At 50.9% G+C, this 22291-nt stretch carries 16 protein-coding genes, 2 tRNA genes and 1 pseudogene; 11 read left to right on the plus strand and 8 right to left on the minus strand.

The window, feature by feature from the left end; translation table 11 throughout:
• From NE637_RS05830 to NE637_RS05840, 3 genes and pseudogenes are all read left to right on the plus strand, one after another.
• A pseudogene (locus tag NE637_RS05830) lies at positions 1 to 533 on the plus strand (CbbQ/NirQ/NorQ C-terminal domain-containing protein); the annotation flags it as partial.
• Between the two features lie 9 nt (positions 534 to 542).
• Positions 543 to 1577 carry a DUF3150 domain-containing protein gene (locus tag NE637_RS05835; protein WP_227124456.1) on the plus strand — a complete coding sequence of 345 codons (1035 nt, stop codon included), beginning with the start codon at positions 543 to 545 and terminating at the stop codon, positions 1575 to 1577.
• A gap of 4 nt (positions 1578 to 1581) precedes the next feature.
• Positions 1582 to 3204 (plus strand): cobaltochelatase CobT-related protein, encoded by a 1623-nt coding sequence (locus tag NE637_RS05840; protein ID WP_227119050.1) that lies wholly within the window; start codon positions 1582 to 1584, stop codon positions 3202 to 3204.
• Positions 3205 to 4027: 823 nt separating this feature from the next.
• Here NE637_RS05840 and NE637_RS05845 read toward each other — a convergent pair.
• Both NE637_RS05845 and NE637_RS05850 read right to left on the minus strand, forming a co-directional pair.
• Positions 4028 to 4103 (minus strand) — tRNA-Lys (locus tag NE637_RS05845).
• A 92-nt stretch (positions 4104 to 4195) separates the two neighbouring features.
• The gene (locus NE637_RS05850; protein ID WP_227119052.1) at positions 4196 to 5929 is read right to left on the minus strand and encodes a glutamine--tRNA ligase/YqeY domain fusion protein; all 1734 of its coding nucleotides are present in this window, start codon (positions 5927 to 5929) and stop codon (positions 4196 to 4198) included.
• Positions 5930 to 6135: 206 nt separating this feature from the next.
• Between NE637_RS05850 and NE637_RS05855 the strand changes: the two genes are divergently transcribed.
• Positions 6136 to 6230: transfer RNA gene (locus NE637_RS05855), tRNA-Ser, on the plus strand.
• Between the two features lie 312 nt (positions 6231 to 6542).
• Here NE637_RS05855 and NE637_RS05860 read toward each other — a convergent pair.
• From NE637_RS05860 to NE637_RS05870, 3 genes are all read right to left on the minus strand, one after another.
• The gene (locus NE637_RS05860; RefSeq protein ID WP_227119054.1) at positions 6543 to 7148 is read right to left on the minus strand and encodes a hypothetical protein; all 606 of its coding nucleotides are present in this window, start codon (positions 7146 to 7148) and stop codon (positions 6543 to 6545) included.
• Positions 7149 to 7574: 426 nt separating this feature from the next.
• Positions 7575 to 8420: a hypothetical protein gene (locus NE637_RS05865; RefSeq protein WP_227119056.1), complete on the minus strand. Its 846-nt coding sequence runs from the start codon at positions 8418 to 8420 to the stop codon at positions 7575 to 7577.
• Positions 8421 to 8856: 436 nt separating this feature from the next.
• Positions 8857 to 9126 (minus strand): tyrosine-type recombinase/integrase, encoded by a 270-nt coding sequence (locus NE637_RS05870; RefSeq protein WP_227124455.1) that lies wholly within the window; start codon positions 9124 to 9126, stop codon positions 8857 to 8859.
• Positions 9127 to 9605: 479 nt separating this feature from the next.
• Here NE637_RS05870 and NE637_RS05875 point away from each other — a divergent pair, with 479 nt between their 5' ends.
• Together NE637_RS05875 and NE637_RS05880 are read left to right on the plus strand one after the other, a co-directional pair.
• Positions 9606 to 11084: a sulfatase-like hydrolase/transferase gene (locus tag NE637_RS05875; RefSeq protein ID WP_227119059.1), complete on the plus strand. Its 1479-nt coding sequence runs from the start codon at positions 9606 to 9608 to the stop codon at positions 11082 to 11084.
• A gap of 37 nt (positions 11085 to 11121) precedes the next feature.
• A complete protein-coding gene (locus NE637_RS05880) occupies positions 11122 to 11484 on the plus strand; it encodes a diacylglycerol kinase (RefSeq protein ID WP_215646792.1) in 363 nt (120 codons plus the stop codon).
• Positions 11485 to 11822: 338 nt separating this feature from the next.
• Here the strand turns inward: NE637_RS05880 and NE637_RS05885 are convergent, their stop codons facing one another.
• Positions 11823 to 13247: a diguanylate cyclase gene (locus NE637_RS05885; protein WP_227119061.1), complete on the minus strand. Its 1425-nt coding sequence runs from the start codon at positions 13245 to 13247 to the stop codon at positions 11823 to 11825.
• Between the two features lie 10 nt (positions 13248 to 13257).
• Here NE637_RS05885 and NE637_RS05890 point away from each other — a divergent pair, with 10 nt between their 5' ends.
• The 3 genes from NE637_RS05890 to NE637_RS15990 all read left to right on the plus strand — a co-directional run bounded on the left by NE637_RS05890 (position 13258) and on the right by NE637_RS15990 (position 15663).
• Positions 13258 to 13542 carry a hypothetical protein gene (locus tag NE637_RS05890; RefSeq protein ID WP_227119063.1) on the plus strand — a complete coding sequence of 95 codons (285 nt, stop codon included), beginning with the start codon at positions 13258 to 13260 and terminating at the stop codon, positions 13540 to 13542.
• Positions 13543 to 14230: 688 nt separating this feature from the next.
• Complete coding sequence (locus NE637_RS05895) at positions 14231 to 15265, plus strand: glycosyltransferase WbsX family protein (RefSeq protein WP_227119065.1); 1035 nt, start codon at positions 14231 to 14233, stop codon at positions 15263 to 15265.
• A 218-nt stretch (positions 15266 to 15483) separates the two neighbouring features.
• On the plus strand, positions 15484 to 15663 hold the full coding sequence (locus tag NE637_RS15990; RefSeq protein WP_487096950.1) for a lipoprotein YafT: 180 nt from the start codon (positions 15484 to 15486) through the stop codon (positions 15661 to 15663).
• 72 nt (positions 15664 to 15735) lie between these two features.
• Here the strand turns inward: NE637_RS15990 and NE637_RS05900 are convergent, their stop codons facing one another.
• Positions 15736 to 16986, minus strand: a complete 1251-nt coding sequence (locus NE637_RS05900) for an HD-GYP domain-containing protein (RefSeq protein WP_192113573.1) — start codon at positions 16984 to 16986, stop codon at positions 15736 to 15738.
• Between the two features lie 458 nt (positions 16987 to 17444).
• Between NE637_RS05900 and NE637_RS05905 the strand changes: the two genes are divergently transcribed.
• On the plus strand, positions 17445 to 17909 hold the full coding sequence (locus NE637_RS05905) for a VOC family protein (RefSeq protein ID WP_227119067.1): 465 nt from the start codon (positions 17445 to 17447) through the stop codon (positions 17907 to 17909).
• Between the two features lie 92 nt (positions 17910 to 18001).
• On the opposite strand, the gene NE637_RS05910 is transcribed toward NE637_RS05905, so the two are convergent.
• Positions 18002 to 20314, minus strand: a complete 2313-nt coding sequence (locus tag NE637_RS05910) for a methyl-accepting chemotaxis protein (protein WP_215646804.1) — start codon at positions 20312 to 20314, stop codon at positions 18002 to 18004.
• Between the two features lie 285 nt (positions 20315 to 20599).
• Between NE637_RS05910 and NE637_RS05915 the strand changes: the two genes are divergently transcribed.
• Positions 20600 to 22288 (plus strand): DUF6056 family protein, encoded by a 1689-nt coding sequence (locus tag NE637_RS05915; RefSeq protein ID WP_227119068.1) that lies wholly within the window; start codon positions 20600 to 20602, stop codon positions 22286 to 22288.
• Positions 22289 to 22291: the final 3 nt, after the last annotated feature.

Consider the following 22291-nt stretch of genomic DNA (forward strand, 5'->3'; position numbering starts at 1 on the left):
CATTCTCCACGCGCAGTTTGCTGCGCTGGGGTGATCTGACCGTTCGCTTTCAGCCTCTGGCTCATCAAGGCGTACAGCCCGTCACCTATGCCCTCGACCGGGCGCTGGGATTCCGAGCCAGCCGTGAAACCCGCGCTATGTTGCACGAGCTGGCCCAACGTATGTTCCCTCAACAGGTGGAAGCTGAGTCCCCCCAAACGGTAACGGCAGAAATTGAAATCCTGCAAGGCGAGCAAGCCCTACGCTTCATGCGTGGCCATCTGCACCACACACCGACAGTGACCAAGCCCCTCGTTCATCTTCAGGTAATCTACAATCTTTCCGGCAAAAAGCAGGACGGCAAGTTCTGGATCGGCGAGGCTAGCCCTGTGGGCCTCACGCTAAAGTGGGGCAAGCCGGACACCGTTGGCCAGCAGCACTTTATTCCCGCCGAAAACTGTGAGGGCAACAATTCCGTGATGGAGCTTGAAGCACGCGCAGAAAAGAAAATCAAAGAAGGCTACTCCCTCAATACAACAAGAAGCTCATTCTAGGAGGCTACTATGGCACAACTTGTTTCTGACATCCGTATTCTTGATAACTTGCTGGCCCTCAATCTCAACGTCAGCTTGTGGTCAGCCCGACGCAAAATGAGTCAGGAAGACCTGGGCGGCGCAGAACTACCCCCTGAAGATCTAGCTTCTTTGGGCTCAAAGCGCATTGCCGACCCGGAAAACCTCAAGGTGTTCGGCACACTCAAAGCCCGCGCCTTCAACTACCTTGACCGGCAAGGTGTACGGTTTATGTCCGGCTGGGCCATCCCCGAAGAAAAGGCCGGCGAAATCGTGCAGGAGCTGCTTAACATCCGCACTGAATTCCAGAAAGAAAAGGAAGCATTTCTGGCTGACTATGACCAAAATGTGCAGGCATGGATTGAGAAGCACCATCAGTGGGGCGAAATCATTCGTAACTCCCTTGTGGGGCCTGACTATGTACGCGCCCGCATGGATTTCCGCTGGCAGTTGTACAAGGTGGCCCCGCTTGAACAGCACACAGACAACACCGCTGTGCTGGAAGCTGGTCTGGCGGAAGAGGTGCAGGGCCTCGGCGGCACTCTGTTTGATGAGGTGGCTAAGTCGGCTGACGATATATGGCGCAGGGTTTATCACGGCAAGACGGAAGTAACCCACAAGGCGCTTTCACCGTTGCGCACCCTGCATGCCAAGCTCACGGGCTTGTCTTTCGTAGAGCCACATGTGGCCCCGGTGGCTGACATCGTGCAGGCTGCACTGCTGCGCATGCCCAAGAAGGGCAACATCACCGGTACAGACCTGTTGCTGTTGCAGGGGCTGGTCTGCCTGCTCAAGGACAGTACGGCCCTTGTGGGCCACGCCCAAAAAGTTATTGAGGGCTACGGCCCGGCCTTTGTGTTGGATGCGCTGCTCGCCGTACCATGCACTATGCCAGTACAGGATGACAACGCGAGGCAGGTAGAGGGTACAGTTAATGGAGATGATGACGAGCCAATTCTGCCTGATATTTCTATGGCTGACAGCGCGTTACCGCATCCTGCCATACCCAGCCTAGGCCTGTGGTGACGCTATGATACGCACAAAAGACGTTCTCAACTGTCTGCCCCTTGTGGCATCTATCCTTGGCGACCGCTATGGGGTGCAGGTGCGTATTGGCGGCAAGGAGGCTTGCACCAACGGTAAAGTTATCCATCTGCCATCGTTGCCCATTGATTGTGAGCCTGAATTATTGGCATTGGCGAGGTCGTTTGTGGATCATGAATCCGGCCATATCCGGCACACTGATTTTAGCGTGCTGAAAGCTGAAAACCTTGATCCTGTGACCTTCAACCTCTTCAATTGCCTTGAGGACTGGCGCGTTGAAAAAATGCTGTCAGGCATTTTCCCTGGCTGCCGAAGAAACTTGAACTGGTTGATACGACGATTCTTTGTAGAGCAAGCACAGCCAAGGGCCGGGGATGATTCCCCGGCCCTTGCTGTTTTGGACTATGTGCTGTTGACAGTGCGAGCCTGGGATGTGGATGCGGTGACCCCGGCACGCCAACACGCGGCAAACATCGTGGAGCAGCACTTCCCCAGCTTGAGAGATGTTTTGGATGCCATCTTGGTCAAGGTTTATATTCATTGCCCGGATACAAAGGCAGCAGTCGAATACGCTCGACAAATTGCCAAATGCATCAGGCAGTGGGAACCGCCTCGACAGGCTTCAACTAGCAAACGCGCGAGTACGAACGACCAAGGAGCCACACCTAGGGCGACAGGGGAGGTCAACGATTCTGCCACACAAATCAACCAGCAATCTGAACCGGTCCAACCATCGAGTGATTTACCACTCAAGGCCATTTTCCATGCGGAGGGGCAGGATCTACCCCAGCAACTCGGCGAAATCATGGCGATTGAGCTTGCCAATAACAGCGCAGAATCCGCTGGTGACGCATTGACCGTGGCGGTAGAAGGCACCCGACATGCAACCCCCTTGCCAGCAGAGCAGAAGCTGCAAGCCCTTCAGGCCAGCATTGCCCTGCGCACTCGCCTTCAGGGCTTTCTGCAGGCGCAAACGCAAAGGCGATGCAGTATTGGTCGCAGGGGCACATTGCATGCCAATTCGCTACATCGTCTGCAGGTTGGCAATGCTCGTGTTTTCCAAAAAGAGTCTGTGCAACTGGGCCTCAATACGGCTGTCCATGTCCTGCTGGACGTAAGCGGCAGCATGGCTGGCGCACCGATTAATCTTGCCAATCGGGCCTGCTATGCCGTGGCAACAGCGCTGAGCCATATCCGTGGCGTGAATCCAGCGGTTACGGCTTTCCCCGCTACGACGGTCACAAACTCTATATTCCCCATCATGCGGCATGGGCACGCGGTGCCAGATCTGTTCGACATTCGGGCTTCTGGCGGCACACCCTTGGCTGGGGCCTTGTGGTGGGTTCTGCAAACCATGCTGCCCCTAAAAGAGCAACGCAAGATGATCTTGGTTATCACTGACGGCATGCCGGACAACCCGCTTGCTGCAAACAATGCCATAGGGGTGGCGCAAAAACTTGGTTTTGAAGTTTACGGCCTTGGCATTCGGGATGAACACATCACGCACCTGCTGCCGCACACAAGTAAGGTGGTCAACGATCTGCCTGATCTGGTGCCTGCCATGTTTGCCATGCTGCAGGCTGCATTACTCAAAGGCGGTGCAGTATGATGGTACCGCTTGATTTCAGGCCTTGGTATCGAACGGGATTATTCCGTTTCTTTACTCTTAACAAAAAGCGGCGCATCCAGCGCTGCTAAATGAAAGGAAGGAAAATGAATTATCTTAGCTGGATACCAGTTGTTATAGCTGTGCTTCAGGCCATCAAAGATAATTGGGATGACTAGCTTGTACTCGGCTAACAAGAAGGAGCATGGACATGAGCTGTAAATGGGCATTTATAGGCGGCATACTGGCAGGGATCGCAGGAGTATTCACAGCGGCAGCGGTTTCGGTGGAATTGGAAAATCGGAAAGACGGCAGATGCAATGCCGAGGAAGAACCGAAAAGGCTGGCCTTGCCTAAAAGCGAAGGCAGGTAAAAATCACAGTTGATTCTTGGGCAGGGAAACGGGGACTTCCCGCTTCCTTGCCTTTGCTATACTTTTATTTTTCGACTGAAGTATCGGTCAAGTCGCAACGTATGTGTTCCATAGCCGAATTGCAGCAGAGTCACTGACAGACCACTGGAGGGGGCCGTTGCCACATTCACAGGTATATCGGTAGATATCGTTGGTTCTTCCATCCGGTCTTGAAGTTTCACGCTGAGGCATTTTGCCACACTTGGTACATGGCCGCATGGGAGGGAGGTATTCCTTGTTGCTCATGTGTGGAATATAGGCGTAGTTTGCAGTGCGTGTAAACCTCTAATGGCGTGAAAGTACATATACATTGTTTACTATCCATTCCCACCAGTTTTCATAAGCCGTGTGGGGAATGGTGTGGGGAAAAACAAAAAGGGCTTACAGCGGGTAGCTGTAAGCCCTTAAAATATATGGTGGGTCGTGCGGGGATCGAACCTGCGACTCTCTGCTTAAAAGGCAGATACTCTACCTACTGAGTTAACGACCCGTAGAGACGCGGAATATAGCGACAGCCTTAGCAACTGTCAAGCGCGTCTTGCAACAAAATGCCGATCAAACCCATATTTGCTCAAAAAGCCGCTATGCGCCCTTCTTTTCCAGCTTGGCCCATGTGTCGCGCAGCGTGGTTGTGCGGTTGAACACGGGCTTGGCATCAGTGCTGTCCTTGTCCTTGCAGTAGTAGCCAAGGCGCTCGAACTGCATCTTGTCCCCTGCCTTGAAAGTAGCCAGGGCCGGTTCCAGCAGGGCCTCCACCTTTGTGAGCGATTCGGGATTAAGGTTATCCAGAAACGTCTTGCCCTCGGGCGCGGCATTGGGGTTTTCCACCGCGAAAAGCTGGTCGTACAGGCGTACTTCTGCGGGGATGGCGTGTGCCGCCGACACCCAATGGATGGTTCCCTTCACCTTGCGGCCATCGGGGCTTTGCCCGCCCTTGCTTTCCGGGTCGTACACGCAGCGCAGTTCAACCACATTGCCCGCATCGTCCAGCACGGCCTCGCGGCAGGTGATAAAGTAGGCATAGCGCAGGCGCACTTCCGCACCTGGGGCCAGCCGGTGGAACTTCTTGGGCGGCTCAAGGCGGAAGTCGTCCCGCTCAATATACAGCTCGCGCGAGAACGGCACCTTGCGGCTGCCATAGGAGGCATCTTCCGGGTGGTAGGGCATGTCAAACTCTTCCACCTGGCCTACGGGATAGTTCTCAATAACCACCTTCACCGGGTCGAGAACGGCCATAACGCGCGGGGTATGCTCATTGAGATATTCGCGCACGCAGAACTCGAGCATGGAGTATTCCACGGTGGAATCGGCGCGGGCCAGACCGATACGGGAGCAGAATTCGCGCAGGGCCTCGGGCGGGATGCCCCGGCGGCGCATACCGCTCAGGGTGGGCATGCGGGGATCATCCCAGCCTGTAACGTGTCCTTCCTTCACAAGCTGAATGAGCTTGCGCTTGGAGAGTACCGTATAGGTGACATTGAGCCGCGCAAATTCGATCTGCTGCGGACGGTATGCACCGAGGGTTTTGAGCACCCAGTCGTACAGTTCGCGGTTATTGATGAATTCCAGCGTGCAGAGTGAGTGGGTAATACCCTCAATGGAGTCGGACAGGCAATGGGTATAGTCGTACATGGGGTAGATGCACCACTTGTTGCCCGTGCGATGGTGTTCCGCATGGCGGATGCGGTACAGCGTGGGATCGCGCATGACCACGTTGGGCGAGGTCATGTCGATCTTGGCGCGCAGCACTTTTTGACCATCGCCAAATTCGCCCGCGCGCATACGGCGGAACAGATCAAGGTTTTCATCGACGCTGCGGTTGCGCCAGGGGCTTTCGCGTCCGGGTTCGGTCAGCGTGCCGCGGTATTCGCGGATTTCCTCCGCCGAAAGGTCGTCCACATAGGCCTTGCCCATCTTGATGAGCTGCTCGGCGTAGTCATAGAGCTTCTCGAAGTAGTCGGAAGCGTAAAATTCGCGGTCGTCCCACACGCCGCCAAGCCAGCGCACATCCTCACGGATGGAATCAACGTATTCCGTTTCTTCCTTGGTGGGGTTGGTGTCGTCAAAGCGCAGGTTGCACAGCCCGCCAAACTCCCTGGCAACGCCAAAGTTAAGGCAGATGGACTTGGCATGCCCCAGATGCAGATACCCGTTCGGCTCGGGAGGAAAACGCGTGTGCACGCGATTGCCGAACCGGCCTGAAGCGTTGTCTTCAGTTATGCGGGTGCGGATGAAATCCAGGCCGACTTTTGCGGTATCGCCAGCGGCGGTGCCTTCAGCAACAGTGGCGGGTGTCGTATCATTTTCGGGGGCCATAATGCGCTCCAATAGTTCCATTTAATGGGAAGTCCATAAAATTACGCCAAGCTGCGCCCCCGGTCAATGCGTGGCTGTGCTGGCCGTGCACCCTCATGTTATGCGCTTTTATTCATAGATGGCAGAACATTCTTGACAGGTGCCGCCGTCTAGGCTAGCTTGCTTTTCTGCATTCTGGTTCGCTTAATTGCTGGCCTGATGCATGCGGAGAGGTGTCCGAGCCGGCCGAAGGAGCTCGCCTGCTAAGCGAGTATACGGGCTTAAACCTGTATCGAGAGTTCAAATCTCTCCCTCTCCGCCACATACGCAAGTAAAACGGCGAGTTACTGTCAAAGGTAACTCGCCGTTTTTGCGTTCTTGCGGGGTAGGAATTGGGGTGGTGCGGGGTGGCGTACATACCGCCGTACATACTTTTGGAGAATCTGTTTGAAAAACTTGTTACACTCTTTTGAATGCCCCACCCCAATTAGAGTGACCCATCTAATATACGGATAGTGATGACTAAGTGGCCTGGCTAATCGTATTAATGAACACAAAACACATGTTCCCCATTTCTGGCCTCTGTTCATCCAATATGGCATGCAGCCTGCCGCAAACTCAGCTAGATGTTTTTCTAGTCTTTGTCCCATATCGGTTTTCCAGGCCCTGTGCTTCCAGGAAATTGCCATCCCATGTGGGTTACAGAGTCGATAACAGTGCACGTAAGTCCCGCAACGTGCCGTTGAATGTTGCGCAGCCACACGATATCGATAGGCGTCACTAATTGTTTATTATTTTTGTCAATAAAAAATGGTACCGACCTACCATACTCATCTGGCTTCCTGTGCCACGCCCCATGACACAGGATGTTGCGAAGCTTTGCCGATTCTTTGATTTCATCCACCAGGGTGTCGATGTTTGGATTGGTCGAACCTGCATTGTTACGAACGGCCTTCCCGTATTTTTCAGCTAAATTCCAAAGCTGGTCGGTGAACACCTGCCGCAACTGCAGCAACCATGTTTCATAGGCAGCTTCGACTTCTTCGGCACTGGCATATCGGCGAGTCGCCGTGAATGCGAAAATGGCTTTTTTCAAAACTTCTTCAAGAAAGCTAAAGGTTGCGACTGCCCTACCAAGATGTTCCCAAAATTGCGCCGAATGCAGATTCGTGGGGTACAACGGAGGAAGGCCACCCCTATCAATCACATACCTCTTGATTTCCGATGATTCGTCACTCATTATACTGTCTCCACAAAAATTTGTGAGTGGGATTAACCTTTTGCCAACTATTGTGAAATTTCTGCAATTATTGTTGGTATTATTGTCTGTAACACCTATCATACAACTTTTCGGCTGTTTTTTCTAATACGGCTACAGGCCTCATTCTGACATTTCAAATTCGAAGATACGTTCGCCACAGATTAACCACGTGTGTATTGGTGGACCTACCTTTCTCGCCATCTCCGCCGCATACGCAAGTAAAACGGCGAGTTACCTTTAACAGTAACCCGACATTTTTGCGTCTAAATGGGGGAAAATTGAGGTCGGCTCGGGGTGGCGTGCATACCGCCATACATACTTTTGGGGAATCTGGTTAAAAAAACGATGGACGACTAAGCTGTTCCAGAGTGCTTCACTCCGTGGATATTTTGAACCTCTGGTAGGCTACCATTCGAAAAAGGTCGGTTCACCACCAAATTCTCTGAGAAGCAAGTCGAATCGCAAGTATTGCTTCTTTACTGGAAAAGCCTCAGCGGGAAGCTTTATTACTTTTTTAAATGCATTACTAATGCACATTACGTGATATTCTTCTATTTTTCTAAGGTAATACTCACATTCATCAAGATCTTTTCCAATTCTTTCTTTTAGCAATTCATACAAATCTTTATGAAATTCAATTAACTGTTTTAAAAAATCATTTGCCAAAATGTATATAGGAACATTTCTGTTCTTCAATAAAAACTCGTATCCTCCATTTTTGAAATTTTTCCATTCGCTGTTATTCTTAAAAATATAAATATCATCTATCAATTCTTCTTTAATTAATACATCTACATACTTTCTTTCGCTTTTAAAATTATGATGAATTGTCCAATTTAAAATTGGAATAGCTTCATGTGTTTGATAATTCCGTAGTGACAAAAAAAAATCAAATTCTGGCTTATTAATCAGCTCCTTATTTATTTCTTCATAGCTCATCAACTTAGTATTCTTTACTGCATCTCTATACGGTAAAATTGTCTGCATAAATGAAAAAAATATGTAATTTGCTTCTGTTTGAAACTTTTGCAAATGGATATGGTCTTCTAAAGATATTTTATTATCATTTTCATCAAATAGTTTTCGCAGTTTTACCATTGACATATGCGCATAAAAGAGAATTTGATTAGCAGAAAAGAAAATTTTAAACAGCTTAACACTTTCTGTTGATAAAATTTTATTCTTTGTATCTTTAATATTGATATGCTTTTCCACAAAATCATGTTCATTCCACTCAAAATTATTTGACATTGCACCCATCCCTTCATTTAATTACAAATTAAATTCTCCATCTACAACGATGACAATGGAACCTATCATGCAATAGTAATAATTTCTTAACTGCATTTTACAGCACAACCCACCAAACAATTCACTGCGCCTGCACTTAATATTTTTCTATTCTTTATCGCGGATAGACTAATCAGACCAAAGAAAGCATACGCAAATTTTTCCTGATGTTACTCTGACGGGACTCGATGGACAAGAGTACCCCCTCAATTTTTGCTTCTAAGCCGTCTTTAACCGCACACCTTCATCACATGCGCTAGTGCCAAAATGCCTGAAACCGGCAGATATGAACGATTTTGTCTATCTCCCATCAATCGACACCGCCAAAGTACCAACAAACGCAGAAAGGGCGTGTTGCCATAAAGTAACACGCCCTTTTCCACTAGCACAGCCAAGCCTACCCTTCTGCCTCAGCCTCACCCCCAGGGGCAGTTACCGACTGAACCGCCCCTTCAATGACCCCGGCCAGGCGGCCAAGGTTGGGGGCAACGCTCCGCCGGTAAATATCAGTAGTGCTGGGCCGCTGGTGACCCAGAAGTTGCTGTATATCCGTTATGTCTGCCTTCTGCGATTTGACCAGACTGACGGCAAAATAGTGGCGTATGGCGTGGAACCCGAATGGGGTTACCCCAGCCTTCCAACAAAGCCGCTTCAGCATCAGCTTCATTGATGGCTGCCGCATGGAGTATGGGCCTGAGTAACCGGGTTAATGAACACAAACCCCATATTGCCCGTTACTGGCCTCTGTTCAGCCACTAAGACATGCGGCCAGACGAAAAGGAACATCTAGCGCCATTGCATAGCTGCCTATTTTTCGGCGGAATAGGGAGGCGTACATAGCGTTGGAAGATCTGCACGGGATTTTTCTTAAACCTACGGCGGGCCTTACCGACAGATATTTGAGCTACCACGCAGCAACAGTCCTGGGGGGCGCAACCGGCAAACGTACTCGGGCGGGAGCATGAAAACTCCATGGCATCCATTTCAACCGTTGAACGTGTTTTAGTGCTGCTTCAGACATAGTTCTGCCTCATCCAAACCACGCAAGGGAGACATCCGGTCGAAATAAAGGCAACGCCATACAGGTCCGTTGACATCTTGGTTCTTGGCATATAGTGAATTTCGCCAATATACCAGGAGGCAACCTTGAACTTTCGCGCAATCAAAGAATGGCTTCCATTCTTTTTCCTGGTATCTCTCACGGCAGCCATAAGTACTTTTTGCCAAATCTGGAGCATCCACCCGTCTGCCCCGATCATAGGCATCAACTTTCTGGCAAGCCTTGCTGTCCTCTCTTTTGCAAATAAAAAAACTTGTGTGATTATTTTTTTATTGCAATGCATATCGAGCATCATACTAACGTCTGCTTCTTCTGCCCTAAAAGAGCCGCTTACCCTAACGGCAATTCTGAATGGGATGGATTATGCCCTTGATTTTGGGCTGTCTATTTACATCTATATTCAAGTATATATGGCATTATTTTTTGTAATATGCCTAATTCTTCAATTAATTTGTGTTTACAAGATCAACCTGAATATTAAAAGAACTAAAATTGGATTTTTTTCTCTAAGTGCACTGCTTTTAGTTTATGCTATCAGCTTTACTTCTCTGCCATTGTCTGCATTCTGGCCAAATGATAAAATTCAGCCTGGCGAAATTGTAAACTGGAACCCGCCGGAAAGGCGTTCTTTACACAAACGTGGTTATCTAGCCACATATCTTATAGAACTTTTCACAGGATACAGCTCAAGGGTCAAGCAACTTCAGCCAATTATGGATACACCCAGCGGCATTGAAGAAATACCTGCTTTAAAAGCAACAGGGAAAATTATCTTTATCCAGGTTGAAAGTCTTGACTACGACCTGCTCAACGCTGCCGTAGGGGATGAATATGTGATGCCTTTTTTGCACGACCTGCAAAAAGCCGCGATAATCATCCCCATTGACGGAGCAAAAAAACTTGGATCTGCAAACTCTGACTTTGAAATTTTTACAGGAAATATTGCATCATCAAATTATATACACTATACATTCACCAAAACATTCCCAAACTCCCTTTTGTCAGAGATATCAAAGAAAATTTCACCTTCATTTGCTTTTCATGGAATGCCCTATTTTTATATGAATCAGGGGCCAGCATATACAGCTCAGGGCGTTGAGCACGTCTTATGCCTTGAAGAAATGCAACGGGAGGGAATTACACCGCGCCACATGTGGGGAGACGGAGTAATTGCCGATCAGGATATGTTTCCGCTCGCTTTAAGCAAAATTCCTCAAAGCGGAAACTTCTTTCAATTTATAATTACCATGAATATGCACACCTTTGAGAATCCACGCGATGTGTGCCCACAAATGTATTTTACTACCGGAGATGATCACGCTTTTTATTCGTGCAGCAGATCGACGGATGATGCCATACGAAACTATATCACGCATGTCCCTGATGGCACGTTAGTGGTAATATGGGGGGATCATCGTTCGTACTCCAGAGATAACTCTGGAAAAATTCCGTTCATTGCCTTCGTCAAAGGTGAAGAGCACCCCTTTGATGGCTCTCATCTTCAGGGCCTGACTCGCAGCAAAATGCATTTCTATCTTGAAAAAATCATTCGACCTCTTCTATAGTCAACAACAAGACGTATTAAATACAGGTTTTAATCCTATGAAAAACTTTATTGAATTAGTACGCCGACGGCTTGTCTCCGCTACAAAATATTCCATCGACGGGTTTGCTGACGCCTTTCGCCATGAGGAAGCCTTTCGACTAGAACTTCTTATATTACTTGTTTTAATAATTGTTCTTTTTTTTGTTCCATGGCCATTATGGAAAAAAATATTACTGCCAACAGGCTTTACACTCGTGCTTTTGGCTGAACTGCTAAATTCAGCAATCGAAAACATTTGCGACATAATTCATCCGCAGGAGTCAAAACTTGTAAAAGCCGCAAAAGACAAAGGTTCCATGGCGGTATTGATTGCTTTAATTGCCAATCTTTTTCTTCTTCTTGCTTTAATAATTGCTTAGTTGCACTCCATTATTGATGAACATGATTGCAAACCAAATGGCTGGCCAATTTAATCATCAATGGCCTTTGACAGATGAAAAATAATGAGAGAACGGATCAATCCTCTCTCACCGCCACATGCGCTAATAAAACGGCGAGTTATTATTAAAGGTAACTCGCCGTTTTTTGCGCTTGAAAGGATGGAATGCGGCGCGGCTATATACTGTCATATTGCCCAAGCTGAACAAAAATCAGGCAACTTATTCCCCCGCAACAGCCCTGCCCTCTTGGAAGGACAGCAGCAGAGGCGCTGTGTAGCAAGCATGCCCGCCTCCCAGAGTTATCGATGCTGCGCACGTTACTTAGCTGTAGTCCCAATCCCATTTAGAAAAGCGAAGTATTTGCCGTCTTCCTTAACCATGTGGTTCAGCACGAGGTCGTGTATTATGCATTGCAGCATTTGCACTGGGGACACAGAAGTTTCCGCATCCTGTTTGAGCAGACCCGCGCATTTTTGCAGCAATTCCTTGTGCCGGGCCACATGTTCGTCAACCTCCGGGTATCCACTGCTGCGCAGCACTGCTTCTTCGTCATTAAAATGCTTTTCCACAACATGGTACACATCGTTAAACCGGGAATTAAGGTCAAGAGCATCTCCCTCTGCGAGCACACGTTCAAGCAGACTGTTCACAATGGAAACCAGCTCCATGTGCTGCCCGTCCAGATCCGCGTTGCCGGAAGCATACTCGCTGTTCCATAGCACTTTCAGTCCCCAGCTGTTCCCGTTGTGCATCTGGGCATACATCCCGTCATCATCTGACCGGAATTTAACGCAGTTACGTCCCTCATGCTTTGCCAGATAGAGCTGTTCATCCGCGCGCTGCACAATCAGCTCTGGAGTAATGGATTCCTGGCAGATGCACGACACTACCCCAACACTGACCGTCACCACGCTGGCTACCTGTGATGCCGCATGGGGAATCCCGCACTGCATGACAGCCTTGCGTATGCGTTCGGCCAGGCTCACTGCGCCAAGGATACCGGTATCGGGCAACAGGCAGACAAATTCCTCTCCGCCGTACCGCGCGGCCATATCTGTGGGGCGGTTAAGGCATTGCGCCACGGTCTGGGCAACAGCCTGAAGGCATTCATCGCCCTTCACATGGCCGTACGTGTCATTGTAATTTTTGAAAAAGTCTATGTCCAACATGATGAGCGAAAGCGTTGCCCCAGAGCGGATGTGGCGGTTGCGCTCATAGGCGAGCATGGCGTCAAAATGCCGCCTGTTGGAAATTTTTGTCAGGCCGTCCTCGTTGGTCATCAGCTCGAGTTTGTGGTTGGATTCAGCGAGGGCGATCTCTGCAAGCTTTCGTTCCGTAATGTCTTCGTGCGCTACCACAACCATGCGCGGGCCATCTCCGCAAAAAGGATTGACCCTGCCCAAAAACCAGCGCTTTTGCTCTGGCGAATGGCAGCCATATTCCATGGAGAACGTCTCAAGCTTGCCGTCAAGAACATCCCTTATGCCCTGGGCAAATGAATTGGCTTCCAGGGCATTATCAGCGCACACGCCTTCGCAGACACGCAGATAATTTACCCCTTCGGAAACAAAATCCTGCGACATGCCATTTGCAGCAGCAAAGTTGCGCCAGGCCTGATTGACCAGCACAATCTCACCTTCGGCGTTGATGAGGGCGATATTGGCGGAAAGGCCGTTGAGCGTGGACTCCAGAAACTGCTTGGAAGAACGCAACTGGTCGGACAACTTCTGGCTCACCAGCATGATGAGCCCTATGGTCCAAAAGGTGCTGGTGGTCATAAGGAGAAAATACGTTGCCGCCAAAGGGGAAGGGCTTGTAAACAGGGCTATCCCCGGCCCACCCCACCATGGAAGAACCGCGAAAGCAAAAAGCCATAGCGTATTAAAAATAAATACGTATTTTAAAAATTTGGCAGGCAGCGTATGCTTACAGTTGCCGCCAGCGACTGTTACGGCTGAAAACAGCGAAAGTATGGAACAGGAGAAAGAAAGGAGTGTTCGCCGTAAAAATATACTGCCTTCAATAAACGCCAAATAGCTCAACACAACCAGCGACACGCCCACTATAATCAGCACAGGTCGCAACAGTTTTTTATTTTCCACAAATTCCGCAAGCCCAATGTATATGCACAAAAAACAAAGCAAAAACGAAGCCGTATAAATAAATATTGCAATACTGGCTAGTAACTCGACATCTCTGAACGAGTTCATGAAAAATCCAAAAACCATCAGCACGCTGCCCACTATCCACCACTGAATCCCCTGCCCGCCCTTGTTGATCCGATACTGGAGTATAAAGGCAACAAGCTGGGTACAGCAGCACAAACCATAGCAAACAACTAATGTTTTTATATCAATAAAATCAGTCATCTTGCTGACGCTCGCAGTTGAGGGATCTCCCATTTCGACGTGCTTACATCAACACAGGGCTGGCTGATTGTAAACAGCATTGTGTGACACGCGGCTGTAACACCAACGCCAAGGAACTTCACTAACCGCGTGCGGCTGGCGGTATTGGGGCAAGGGTTTGCCGTGGGGTAATCCTCACGACTGCCAGCCTCTTGTGCGCCTCAACACACTTCACATAGTGACTTTCAGGCTTCTTCGTGTTTCTGTGAAGGGAGAATTACCGTTACAATCAGCAGTTGGCCGCCCTCCTGTACCGCTTGTTTTTCAGACAGTATTGGCGGGTTTTGATGATAATCAATGAACAGCTATGGCAAAATATGATAAAAGCTGTCGCGTTCTATCTGCCGCAGTTTCATGTCATTCCAGAAAATGACATCTACGGCAAAAATTTTACAGAGTGGTGCAACGTCCGGAGGGCCGTTCCTCTGTATGATGGGCATGCCCAGCCGCATATTCCTCACGGCATTCTGGGCTACTATGATCTTACTGACGAAAAAATCCTGACAATACAGCATCACATCGCCTGGGATAACAACATTACGGCATTCTGCTATTATTACTACAATATGGCCGGCCGTACGCTTTTGGATGCGCCGCTGCACATCATCAACAAAAGCCGCCTGATACGGAACGAATTTTGCCTCTGCTGGGCGCACGAATGCTGGTACGACAATACCCAGCCCCAAAGGATAAAACCGTTCATCGCGCAGGAATATTCGCCGGAAAACGCCAGAAAGATTATCCGTGATCTCGCGCAGTATTTTGATAATCCGCGCCATATCAGAATAGACGGCAAACCCCTGTTGCTGGTCTTTGCACCGGAGCGCAATCCCCTGATGTCCGTGTACAGCCAGATATGGCGCGAAGAAGCGTGGGCCATGGGGCACACAGAACTTTGTCTGGCTGGCGTGGAATGTCACGTGGGGCAGCATCCCGCCAATCTCGGGTTTGACGTGATGGTGGAATTTGCCCCGAACCTGAACCCCATGAACATGCTCTCCATCGAAGGGGAAGAACCCCGCCGTTTTGATTATGTTGCCACCGTGCAAGACATGCTGCTGAAAGAAACCCCCGACTACACGCGGCTGCGTTGCGCCTTCCCCGGTTGGGACAACACACCCCGGCGCGGCAGACACGGATTATCTTTTGAGCGCACTTCAGTGGATGTGTTCAGCGCCGCCCTGCGCGCCATGGCGCAGCATACCCGCGCGCATCTGCCAGAAAACTTGCAATATGTTTTTATCAACGCCTGGAACGAATGGGGCGAGGGCTGCCATCTGGAGCCGGATCAAAAAGACGGTTTTGCGTATCTGCACGCGGTGCGCAACGTCATGAACGAATTCAACACCTAGGCTGCATCCCCATTGAGGAGGCGTTCTTACGACAGCAAGGGGGATATTGGACAGCCAAAAGGGAGGATTGCCACGTCGCTCCGCCCTTTCTATTGCAACACAAGCCTCACTTTCACCCCTTGGTTCATCCCTGTGCAATGAATACACCAAATGGTGTATAGATCGCCTTGCTTTCTAATAAAGCGCCCACCTGCGAGCCGACACGGAACCATTTTTTTATGCGAATCCGCCTGAAAATCGCTCTCATCGATGTTGCGACGGGTCAGTGGGATGCTTTTTCACCCAAGCCGATTCAGGATACATCTGCCAGTGCGCGCTCACACGCGCATCTTCAGACCAGCAACAAGTGGCTGCCCTTAAAGCCCAGGCATATGCGGAGCTGGCTCGCGACATCGTAAAAAAATACGCTGAATAGCCTGAAAGCAATGCAGAGCCGAGCGGCCCGGCGCAGTATACTGGCACAATGCCAGCTAACTGACCGTCTCTGGTCTGTATTGTTTTCTGATGTTCTGCTGACACTGCAACACAATAGTATTTATTTCATCCTTGTGTCCTTCTATGGCGTCAAACATTTGATCAGAAATCTTTGCAGAGATACTTTTTCTGATTATCTCAAAGGCCGTATCAATAGGCAGGCTCTTGCGATATGGGCGGTCTTCCATCAAGGCTGCAATCACATCTGAAAACGCCAGTATTTTTGAACCCGCATCCAGATTTTCATCTTGCAGGGAATACGGATACCCGGACCCATCGGCCTTCTCGTGATGGTTCTTGGCCCAGAGCACAATTTCATAAAACCACTCAGAAATGCTGAGGCTGCTCAGTATCTGCCCCGTATAGTATGTATGCAGCTTGACCTGATCGAACTCATCATCAGTGAGCGGGCCTCCCTTTTCAATAAGGCCGGGGTCGATTCCGATTTTACCTATATCGTGCAGATAGCCGCTGATCTTCAGTTTCAGGCAGCGCTCGCGGGAAAAACCAAATATTTTGCCTAGTTCGCAGGCAAGATTGGCTACCGTGTAGGAATGTGAGGCAGTAAAATGGCTTCTGAAATCAATGATGCGCGAAATGGTCAAGGCAAAATCGAGAACATTTTCAAGTGTAAGATCAAAATTCATCGACGAATCGACCAGCCTGAAAAGCTGATCAAGCTCGAGATTATTGATTTCAATCCAGAAGATATCCGGGGCTGATGCCTGCACGAAGGCAGCGAAAACATCCGGATGAAACGTGGTGGAAACGTTGGCCCTGATTTTTTCTGTAACCGAGGCTTTTTGCTTGAGCACAAAAACATCTGGATTGATCAGCACGTCAACCCGGTCCGCGAGGTGAAGTATGTGACTGTCCAGCAGCACCTCGCCTTCTTCCATATCCAGCGATGCATCATAGTGGATATGATGATGTCTGATGATCCTGGCAACGTCCTTGAACGGGCCGAATGACGACAGCATTCTGTATCCCATTTCACAGTGCGGCCTGGGATTATGCACATCAGCCTGAATGAGCGCATCGCGCTCCTGAACAGACAAGGCTCCAACATCATGAACCGCAGCTGCAATGATCAGCCTGAAGAGCTGATCACAGTCAAGATTCATTTTCTTGCCAATATGGTAGGCAATGACGGCTGTACGCCTATGGTGCGACTTTAAAAGATAATTGCAGCTATCGATGGATTTGATGATAGGGACAGCCAATTCTTTCAGAGAGATAGCTTCCATGACAGGCACCCTTGCGCTAGAGTAAAGCAAAGATAGCTTTTTTTACTAAACCATGCAGGCTATAGCAAGAGTTTTGACATTAAATGCAAAAACAATTCAATCATTATAACGTATCAACAAATAATATTTATAGAATATCATACTGTCACAAACAGGAAACGCTCTTGGCAATACAAAAAACATATACTTCATAATATCAATGACACGGCATTTACAGATACTGACAATCAATAGCCATGTGCCAGACCGCGACAGCATGTCTTTTACATCCCCCGGTTTCTGAAGCCTCAAGTCTGAAAAATCTGAAGTGCCGGCAGTACGGCATTGATAGTGCCGAACGCATGGCATACATATCGGATACCTCCCCAAGAATTCACGAGCCGCGGCCTTGCGCCGCAGCTAGTGCTGGCATGCCTTTTTGGCCTTTCCACTCTCCATATACCGCTCCAGGAGACGCCATGTTCCGCTATGTGCACACAAATATCATTGCAAAGAATGCAGCCAGACTCATTGCCTTTTACAAGCAGGCGCTGCATTGCAAGAGCATAGGACAAACGCGTGATCTGCGAGGGCCGTGGCTTGACCGGCTCACCGGCTTGCCCAAGGCCCACATTACTGGCGAACATCTGCTGCTGCCCGGCTATGACGACAGCCATCCAACGCTTGAAATTTTTTCTTACGACAGCCTGCGCGACGCTCTGCCGCCGGAGGTCAACCGCCCCGGCTTTGCGCACATTGCTTTTGAAGTGGATGACGTGGAAACAACCCTGGCAGAGATCGTTGCCGCTGGCGGCGGGCAGGTTGGCGAGATTGTCGCAGCAGCTTACCCCAACGACATGGAAGCGGTTTTTGTGTACGCGCGCGACCCAGAGGGCAACATCATTGAGCTGCAAAGCTGGCGCAAGATGCAGACAAATTCATAATCAGCTTTTCCTGCTCGCCCAGACAGACAACAGCCCCTGCTGCCCGGTTATTTCGGGCAGCAGGGGCTGTTGCAAAAACACGATAGTAGGTGCTAACTGGAGCGCAAGGCCGCTATAAGCTGTTCAAGCTTTTGGGTCTGAGCCACAAGGGCTTCGACCGCCTCGGTTGACTGAGCCATGGCATCATCCGTTTCAGTTGCGATAACGCTGATAGAACTGACGGCACGGTTTATCTCTTCAGATGTGGCGGACTGCTGCTCGGCGGCAGTGGCAATGGAACGCACCTGATCCCCCGCAGATTCAACCATTTTCACAATTTCAGCCAAAGCCTCGCCAGAGCGCTGGGCCAGCCCTGTGGCCTGGGTTACGCGCTCCACGGCGGCATCCATCTGTGCGGCAGCGGTATTGGTGCCACTTTGTATGCCGCCAATGGCCGTGCGCACCTCGGTGGTAGCGTGGGCGGTTTTTTCCGCCAGCTTGCGCACTTCGTCCGCCACAACGGCAAAACCACGCCCGGCCTCGCCAGCGCGCGCCGCCTCAATAGCTGCATTGAGCGCCAGAAGATTGGTCTGATCGGCGATATCTGAAATAACGCCCATGATGGCTCCGATGCCTTGCGCCTGCTCGCCCAGGCTGCGCATGCTGTCGGTCATCTGCCCTGCTTCATTGCGGATGCTCTGCACAGCGGCGCTGACTTCCTCCACCAGCCGGGCGCCATCCTGCGCCTTCAGCTTGGCCTTTTCGGCATTTTCCGATGTGGCAGAGGCGCTTCTGGCTACCTCAAGAATTGTGGCGTTCATCTCTTCCACGGCATTGGCGGTGTCGCTCACGCGACCACTCTGCTCGCGCGCGCCCTCGCTTGAATGCGCGATCTGCTGCGAAAGCTGTTGCGAGGCAGTGGCGATGGTTTCCGCCACTTGCGAAACCTCAACGGCAGTCTGGGCAATGGCCGCATTCTGCGCTTCAATGCGCGTTTTCTGGCCGTAAATCTCCGTCAGATCCGTCCAGAATGTAATGGAACCCAGCATGCCGCCGTCCAGATCAAAAAATGGCGTTGTCTGCACGGAAACGCGCAATTGCTTTCCAGACTGCGCCGTATAGTCAAACTCACGGTTCAGAGCCTTGCGTTCCTTGATGGCCCGGTCAGACAGCGTCTCATGGTTGGCATCCCCCCTCGAGAAAAGCCCCGAGCGCTGACCCAGATATGTATCCTTGGGATCAGGCTTGCCCAGCAAACTGCACACCTGCTCATTCAGCCAGGTCACCTTGAAATCGCTGTCCACGATGTAGCATGGCGTGGGAATGCCGTTGAGCACGCCCTGGGCAAAACCAAGGCGTTTTTTCAGCTCGTCCACCATGGTGCAGAGGTGCCCGGCAAAACGTTTCATCTCTGCACGGTATTTGCCTGCGAGCACGGCCTTGAAATCGCCCCGCGCCACGGCTTCTGTAAAGTCTGTGAGCTGTTGCAGGGGAGCGAACACAAGCTTGCGGTTCACAACGCGTATCACCAGCGTCAGCAGAACAACCGCGCCCAAGCCCACCATGTACAGCACAGACCGCTGATCCGCCGCTGGCGCTGTAAGTTCGGAATCATAGGCGCTCATGCACACAAGCCAGCCTGTAGCCGGGATTTTGGCCACAGACATGAACTTGTCCTCGCCTTTCCATTCATAGCTGAAGGTTCCGCTGCCCTTTGCGAGCGCGTCCTGAATGAATTTTTCCTTGGAATAATCCTGAAGCAGCAGCTTTTTGTCCATGCTGTGGGAAATAAAACGGCCGCTCTGGTCGATGGTAAAGCCGTATCCGCGCCGCCCCAACCGGATGGGATCAATGGTCTTTTCCGTAAAGTCCGTCCAGCGGGGGCACACGGCCACAGCGCCGAGCACCGCGCCGTCCTTGCCGCGCACAGCTTTGGCCGCCACATAGATCAGCACATCGCCCGATGCGGCTTTCATGACGCTTTCGCTCAGGGCTACATCCTTGCCGCTGAATATCTGGCGGGCATAATCCCGATCAGCCCTGTTGCCCCCGGTCAGGTCGCCCATATCAGAATTGACCCCGGCAACTATACGCCCCTTGAGGTCAAAAAGCAGAAATGACCAATACCCCGGCAATGATTTGACATAGCTTGTCAACAATTCCTGCGCTTCCTGGGGCTGACCGGCAAATGCTTTCAGCACTGGCTCCTGACGGGAAAGGATGGTGGCCACATCCACAGACTGCTGGATGTATATTTCAGCCGAACGCGCCACGGTTTTGCTGGCTTCGTTAAGGGCCTCGGTCTGCACGCCGGCAACCATGCGGTAGGACGAGGTGGACACGTAGATGACAAGCACGGTAATCACGGCAACAATCGCTGCCGTTACAGACAATGTGCAGATAGTATTGATGCTGATCTGGCGCATGGTAAACTCCGAAAAGCAGAGGTGGCCGTGGTTCCTTACAGGAGGTTCGGGGCTGTACGCTGACAGACATTTTCACATTAATTTCTATCAGTATTGCTTCTTAACGACAATACCTGCTAAAACATTAGAACAACACCCGGCTCCCGGTATCAGCAGAACACCTCCTTGGTGCTGCAGATAAACACATTGACACCGAAAGATATTTACTAATAGATACCAGCTACAGAAACGCATCTCGGGCTTTCAGCCCTTTTCCCTGACAGCATGGGCCAGGACTTTTACGAAATGCAACACAGAGAATTAAATTCCGCCGCACAGGCGGCTCAAAAATCCACACACTTACGTCGCAATCGCCTTATTTTCACAGGCCTGCTTATTATAACCATCATGTCATGGTTCTGCGCCATGACGCCGTGGGTCAGCGATGATCATGCCTTTTCGAGCATTTATCCTGGCTGCACCGGCCTGTGGGACATGCAGGTGCTCGAATACCACGAATGGAGTGGAAAATTTATCGGGCATTTCATGTCTCGCGTGCTGCTGCGCGGGCCTGCCTGGCTGCACCCCCTGCTCACTCCCGCCATGTTTCTGCTGCTTGTTGCCAGCGGCTCGCTGCTGGCCTTGGGCGCACAGTGGCGTGAACGCCTGAGCGCCTGGCACCTCGCTGTCATGGCCGGGCTTGTATGGATTGCACTGCCCGCATTTGGGACAGTTTTTTTCTGGCGCACCGGCACGGGTGATTACGGCTACAGCCTCGTGTGGGGCGTTCTTTTTTTGGTGCCGTACCGCATCTGGGCCGACAGAGCAGACTTCCGCATGCCGGGCGGCCTGCTATATGCGCTTGTGGGTGTTTTTGCAGGCTGGAGCAACGAAAATGTCGGCATGCTGGTTCTGCTTGCAGCCCTGGGCGTGACACTGTTTCGCTGGCGCACATCTCGCAGCGTACCTGCATGGGCATTATCGGGCATTGCGGGGGCAGCCTTTGGCTGGGGCATGATGATGGCCGCGCCGGGCAATGCCGTGCGCCTGGCAGCCGTTGGCGGCGCGGAAAAAATCCCGCTGTTGTCCATGCCTGCCTTTCTGCGCTTTTTGGAATTCTGGGGCACGCAACAACTTGAAATGCTGCCTTATTTTCTTGCAGCCCTGGCCCTTGCATGGCTGTTGCGCCGCCGGGGTCTTTTAAAGCCCGCCGCGTGGATCCCTCCGGTGATTTTCTTTCTCATGGCCCAGGCCAGCCTTGCTGCCTTTATTGCCAGCCCCTCAACACCCTACCGGGCCATGAGCGCCACATTCTTTTTCACTGCGCTCTGCCCTTTTTCTCTGCTTGCAGCCCTGAACCCCTCAAGCATCAAGGCCAAGGCTCTTTTTATCATATTCTGCACCCTGCTGCTCTCAAGCGTGCTGATTGAGGCGCGCGTTTTCCTTATGGCACAGCCGGTCATTGCCACGCACCACCAAAACACCCTGTGCAGCCTGGACTACCCGGAAACAGACAAGTATTTTTTTCCCGGCTACGACATCCGCGAGGTAAACCTTTTCTCGACGGATTGGCGTGGTCTTGTACCCTGGAACGAGTCGCAAACGTTGCGCGTCTTTGAAGCGCCCGGTGCTCGTGCGCTGGTGGCATGCAACATTGCGTTTTTCGGCAACCTGCCCCAGGGCAAAGTCCATGTGGCAGCCAGGATACGCACCGCCACCACTGCAAGCCTGCTGCAACAGGCAGCAAGGGCCTTGTTTGAAAGGCCTGATGAAGGGATCATTTCTGCCCAAACATCTGCTTTGCGGTATTTTCCCGCATCCGCCATGGTTACGGACGATGGCAAGGCCGCGGTGTTTATTCCCGGCATCAAATCTGTGGACGACATCGCCTATATCGCTGTAGAACAGCCTGGCGCGCCCCTTGTATGGCGCAGAACAAGTGCGTCTCATTCACAGACTGACCGCACCCAACGTACTCTCCGCATGGAGGAATAAGCC

Origin of the sequence: Desulfovibrio desulfuricans, from assembly GCF_024460775.1 — a bacterium.
GTDB lineage: Bacteria > Desulfobacterota > Desulfovibrionia > Desulfovibrionales > Desulfovibrionaceae > Desulfovibrio > Desulfovibrio desulfuricans_E.

What these genes read in the sequence shown, in the direction of transcription:
- NE637_RS05835 (WP_227124456.1), top strand. Translation starts at nt 543, where the DNA reads ATGGCACAACTTGTTTCTGACATCCGTATTCTTGATAACTTGCTGGCC.
- NE637_RS05840 (WP_227119050.1), top strand. Translation starts at nt 1,582, where the DNA reads ATGATACGCACAAAAGACGTTCTCAACTGTCTGCCCCTTGTGGCATCT.
- NE637_RS05850 (WP_227119052.1), bottom strand. Translation starts at nt 5,929, where the DNA reads ATGGCCCCCGAAAATGATACGACACCCGCCACTGTTGCTGAAGGCACC.
- NE637_RS05860 (WP_227119054.1), bottom strand. Translation starts at nt 7,148, where the DNA reads ATGAGTGACGAATCATCGGAAATCAAGAGGTATGTGATTGATAGGGGT.
- NE637_RS05865 (WP_227119056.1), bottom strand. Translation starts at nt 8,420, where the DNA reads ATGTCAAATAATTTTGAGTGGAATGAACATGATTTTGTGGAAAAGCAT.
- NE637_RS05870 (WP_227124455.1), bottom strand. Translation starts at nt 9,126, where the DNA reads ATGAAGCTGATGCTGAAGCGGCTTTGTTGGAAGGCTGGGGTAACCCCA.
- NE637_RS05880 (WP_215646792.1), top strand. Translation starts at nt 11,122, where the DNA reads ATGAAAAACTTTATTGAATTAGTACGCCGACGGCTTGTCTCCGCTACA.
- NE637_RS05885 (WP_227119061.1), bottom strand. Translation starts at nt 13,247, where the DNA reads ATGCTGGTGAGCCAGAAGTTGTCCGACCAGTTGCGTTCTTCCAAGCAG.
- NE637_RS05890 (WP_227119063.1), top strand. Translation starts at nt 13,258, where the DNA reads ATGGTCCAAAAGGTGCTGGTGGTCATAAGGAGAAAATACGTTGCCGCC.
- NE637_RS05895 (WP_227119065.1), top strand. Translation starts at nt 14,231, where the DNA reads ATGATAAAAGCTGTCGCGTTCTATCTGCCGCAGTTTCATGTCATTCCA.
- NE637_RS15990 (WP_487096950.1), top strand. Translation starts at nt 15,484, where the DNA reads ATGCGAATCCGCCTGAAAATCGCTCTCATCGATGTTGCGACGGGTCAG.
- NE637_RS05900 (WP_192113573.1), bottom strand. Translation starts at nt 16,986, where the DNA reads ATGGAAGCTATCTCTCTGAAAGAATTGGCTGTCCCTATCATCAAATCC.
- NE637_RS05905 (WP_227119067.1), top strand. Translation starts at nt 17,445, where the DNA reads ATGTTCCGCTATGTGCACACAAATATCATTGCAAAGAATGCAGCCAGA.
- NE637_RS05910 (WP_215646804.1), bottom strand. Translation starts at nt 20,314, where the DNA reads ATGCGCCAGATCAGCATCAATACTATCTGCACATTGTCTGTAACGGCA.
- NE637_RS05915 (WP_227119068.1), top strand. Translation starts at nt 20,600, where the DNA reads ATGCAACACAGAGAATTAAATTCCGCCGCACAGGCGGCTCAAAAATCC.